The organism is Bradyrhizobium pachyrhizi (genome assembly GCF_001189245.1).
In the GTDB taxonomy this organism is placed as follows: Bacteria; Pseudomonadota; Alphaproteobacteria; order Rhizobiales; family Xanthobacteraceae; genus Bradyrhizobium; species Bradyrhizobium pachyrhizi.
In genome coordinates, this window is sequence record NZ_LFIQ01000024.1 from 126,011 (window position 1) to 129,788 (window position 3,778).

The 3,778-nt window shown below is 65.4% G+C and carries 3 protein-coding genes and 1 pseudogene; 1 reads left to right on the plus strand and 3 read right to left on the minus strand.

The annotated features are described in order from the left end of the window. Positions 1-719 (minus strand): annotated as a pseudogene (locus tag AKL29_RS01405) (SDR family NAD(P)-dependent oxidoreductase); the annotation flags it as partial. Positions 720-839: 120 nt separating this feature from the next. Between AKL29_RS01405 and AKL29_RS01410 the strand changes: the two are divergent. Beyond that, the gene (locus AKL29_RS01410; RefSeq protein ID WP_028336580.1) at positions 840-1,727 is read left to right on the plus strand and encodes a LysR family transcriptional regulator; all 888 of its coding nucleotides are present in this window, start codon (positions 840-842) and stop codon (positions 1,725-1,727) included. Positions 1,728-1,936: 209 nt separating this feature from the next. On the opposite strand, the gene AKL29_RS01415 is transcribed toward AKL29_RS01410, so the two are convergent. Next, the gene (locus tag AKL29_RS01415) at positions 1,937-2,767 is read right to left on the minus strand and encodes an enoyl-CoA hydratase (protein WP_050382706.1); all 831 of its coding nucleotides are present in this window, start codon (positions 2,765-2,767) and stop codon (positions 1,937-1,939) included. A 196-nt stretch (positions 2,768-2,963) separates the two neighbouring features. Then, positions 2,964-3,665: an SDR family NAD(P)-dependent oxidoreductase gene (locus AKL29_RS01420; protein ID WP_050382548.1), complete on the minus strand. Its 702-nt coding sequence runs from the start codon at positions 3,663-3,665 to the stop codon at positions 2,964-2,966. Positions 3,666-3,778 lie beyond the last annotated feature (113 nt).

Here is a 3,778-nt window from a genome sequence, read left to right on the forward strand (position 1 = left end):
CGCAGCGGCGGGTTGTCGGCGTTGACGAGCTTGAGCATCGCGCCGGCGAGCTTGCGCGGGTCGCCGCGCTGGCCGTGGTTGAAATCGGCGGCGACGGCGCGGGTCTTGCCGACGCTCGCATGATAATCCTCGATCTGATGCGCGGTGCGCGACAGCGAACTCTCGTCGAGGAAGTCGGTTCGGAAGAAGCCGGGCTCGACCACCGTCACCTTGATGCCGAGCGGCGCGACTTCGGCGGCCAGCGCCTCGCTGATGCCTTCCACCGCGAACTTGGTCGCGCCGTAGACGCCCCAGCCCGGATAGCCGGTGTAGCCGCCGACCGAGGAGATGTTGATGACGTGGCCCGAACGTTGCCGGCGCATATGCGGCAGCACCGCGCGGGTGGCGCCGAGCAGGCCGAACACGTTGGTGCCGAACAGCCGCTGCGTCTCCGCGGCGCTGGCCTCCTCGATCGCGCCGAGAAGGCCGTAGCCCGCATTGTTGATCAGGATATCGATGCGGCCGAACTTTTTGACCGCCTCGCCGGCCGCGGCGTGGGCCTCGGCCTCGCTGGTGACGTCGAGCCTTGTGGCCAGCAGCCGCTCATGCTGGCCGAGGCGGGCGGTGACGGTCGCGGGATCGCGAGCGGCGGCCACTACCGCATCGCCGGCCTTGAGCGCGGCTTCCGCGATCAGGGCGCCAAACCCCCGGGAAGCTCCTGTGATGAACCAGACACGCATGATCTTGCCCTTTCCTGGAAGGCCCGGCGCACTGCCGGGCTGATGGGCAAAGGGATAGCGGCTCGCCATAATTGAGATAATCAGCTATATATTCTTCAAGCTACTGAGTAAAATTCATCAATGCGGATCGATCCTTCGGACCTCGCCACCTTCCTCGCGATCGCCCGCCACAAGAGTTTTCGCGCGGCGGCGACCGAGCTTGGCGTGTCCGCCTCGGCGCTGTCGCATGCGCTGCGCAACATCGAGGAGCGGCTCGATCTGCGCCTGGTCAACCGCACCACCCGCAGCGTGGCGCTGACCGAGGCCGGGGAGCTTTTGTTCGCGCGGATCAGTCCGGCGTTTCGCGACATCGACGATGCGCTGGAGGACCTCAACAATTTTCGCGGCAAGCCGGCGGGCACGCTGCGCTTCACCGCGGCGCGCCAGTCGGCGCAACTGGTGCTGCTGCCGATCGTCACGCGCTTCCTGAAGGCGTTTCCTGATATCAGCGTCGAGATCATGATCAACGACGCGTTGATCGACATGGTCGCCGCGGGTTTCGATGCCGGCGTGCGGTTCGGCGAGACCATTGCTGCCGACATGATCGCCGTGCCGATCGGGCCGCGGCATCGCTTTGCCGTGGTCGGCTCGCCGGCCTATTTCAAGACGCACAAGCCGCCGGTGACGCCGCACGACCTGAAAGACCTGCCCTGCATTCGCTACCGCTTCACCTCCGGCGCGATCTATCGCTGGGAGTTCGAGCGCGGCGGCATCGAGGTCGATATCGACGTCGCGGGGCCGCTCACGCTGAACGACCAGGATCTGATGGTCGATGCGGCGCTCGACGGGGCAGGGCTCGCCTATGTGTTCGAGGCGCAGGTCGAGGCGCTGATCGCCAAGAGAAAACTGGTGCGCGTGCTGGCCGACTGGTGCCCGGCCTATCCCGGGTTCTTCCTCTATTACCCAAGCCGCCGCCAGTTGCCGGCCGCGCTGCGGGCGTTCGTGGATTTTTCGCGCGGCAGCCCGTAGCCCGGATGGAGTTGCGTAGCCCGGATGAAGCGAAGCGCAATCCGGGAGACTACGTCCGCGGTAAGACCGATCCCGGATTTCGCCGCGCTTCATCCGGGCTACGAGATCGTTATGCGCGGGCTTGACCCGCGCATCCATCAAACAAAAAGGCATTCCTTTGGGATGGATTGCCGGGTCAAGCCCGGCAATGACGGGACACTGAACGGGGATCAACTCCCCCGGAACACCGGCTTGCGCTTCTCGATGAAGGCCTGCACCGCCTCCTTGTGATCGGCTGTCGTGGTGAGCCGGATCAGCCGCTCGGCCTCGTGGTCGCGCGCGGTGGCGAAGTCGAACTGCAGCGCCTCGTCGAGATTGTCCTTCATGTAGCGCAGCGCGAGGGTCGGGCCCTCGGCGATCGACCGCGCCAGCGCAAAGGCCTCGTCCTGCAGCGCCTCGTCCGGCACCACGCGGTTGACGAGGCCGATCTGCTCGCATCTTAAGGCATCGACCTTCTCCGAGGTGAACATCAGCTCGCGGGCGCGCGAGGTGCCGACCAGCCGCGTCAATAGCCAGGCCATGCCGTAATCGCCGCTCAGCGCCACGCGTAAGTAACCGGTCGAGATGAAGGCGGATTGAGCCGCGATCCGGATGTCGCAGGCCATCGCGATCGCAAGGCCGGCGCCGACCGCGGGACCGGGAAGGGCAGCAATGGTCGGCTTGCGCACCGAGGCGAGCGCGCCGGTGAGCAGGCGCTGGCGCTCCTGCAAATCCGCGACCTTGTCCTCATAGGACATTTCGAGCTTCTTTTTGTCGCGATGCGCGCCCATGCCCTTGACGTTTCCGCCGGCGCAGAATGCCCTGCCGGCGCCGGTGATGAGCAGCACGCCGACCTCGGGATTCTCTCCGCAGGTCTTGATCATCGTGCGCAGCGCCGGCGTCAAGGTATCCGACAGCGAGTTGCGGGCATCCGGGCGGTTCAGCGTGATGACGGCGACGCGATCGCGGATCACGCAGAGCAGTTCGTCGGTGCCGGTCTCGATCTTGATTTCGTTCGACATGTTTTCCTTCCCCAGTTTCATCCGTCATTACGAGCCACCCGGTCGGCGTGGAGCGCCGCCGGATGACAGGCTCCGCGAAGCAAATCCATGCCGCCGCAAGTGGAGGAATGGATTGCTTCGTCGCTTCGCTCCTGGCAATGACGAATGTGGCGGCGGTTTGCGTCCAGCCTACGCTGCTTGCATGATCTCCGTCATCTCAAAATTTCTCAACCCAGGGCCGCAATTCCAGCTCCCAGGTCCAGGCGCTGCGCGGTTGTTGCAGCACGTTCCAGTAGCTCAGTGCGATCGCGTCGGGATCGAGCATCGAGTCCGGCCGGTCGGCGGGCTCGGTGCGGGCGGCGCTGCGGATGCCACCGTCGATCACGAAATGCGCGACGTGGATGCCCTGCGGCGACAGTTCGCGCGCCATGCTCTGCGCGAGGCCGCGCAAGGCGAACTTGCCCATCGCGAACGGCGCCGATTGCGCATAACCCTTCACGCCGGCGGAGGCGCCGGTGAACAGGATCGCGCCCTTCTTGTTGGGCAGCATGCGCTTCGCCGCTTCCTGCGCCACCAGGAATCCGCCGAACGCCGAGACCGCGATCGCCTGCTCGACCTCTGAAGGGACGAGCTCGACGAAGGGCCCGCGCGAGCGGCCGGAGGCGTTGTAGACCACGAGATCAGGCGTTCCGATCTCGCGCTCGACAAGGCCGAACAGCCGTTCGACATCCTCGGCCTTGGTGGCGTTGCAAGCATAGGCCCGCGCGCCGGTTTCGGTGCAGAGCGCGCCGAGCTTCTCGATGCTGCGGGCGCCGAGTGCCACGCGAATTCCCTCCCGCGAAAATAGCCGCGTCAACGAGGCGCTGAGGCCCTCGCCGGCGCCGACGATCAGGGCGATCTTGTATTTTGGAATATCCATTGGGCTTTCCTTTGCTCGGCCGGAGGAGGATAGTCGTGCCCAAACAAATGAGCACCGAAGCCGGGAATTCAATGCAGCCGCACAAGCAGGATCCGAAAACGTCAGCCGCCAGC

Excerpts from the sequence above, each read along its gene's own strand:
- AKL29_RS01410 (WP_028336580.1), top strand. The coding sequence starts at position 840 with ATGCGGATCGATCCTTCGGACCTCGCCACCTTCCTCGCGATCGCCCGC.
- AKL29_RS01415 (WP_050382706.1), bottom strand. The coding sequence starts at position 2,767 with ATGTCGAACGAAATCAAGATCGAGACCGGCACCGACGAACTGCTCTGC.
- AKL29_RS01420 (WP_050382548.1), bottom strand. The coding sequence starts at position 3,665 with ATGGATATTCCAAAATACAAGATCGCCCTGATCGTCGGCGCCGGCGAG.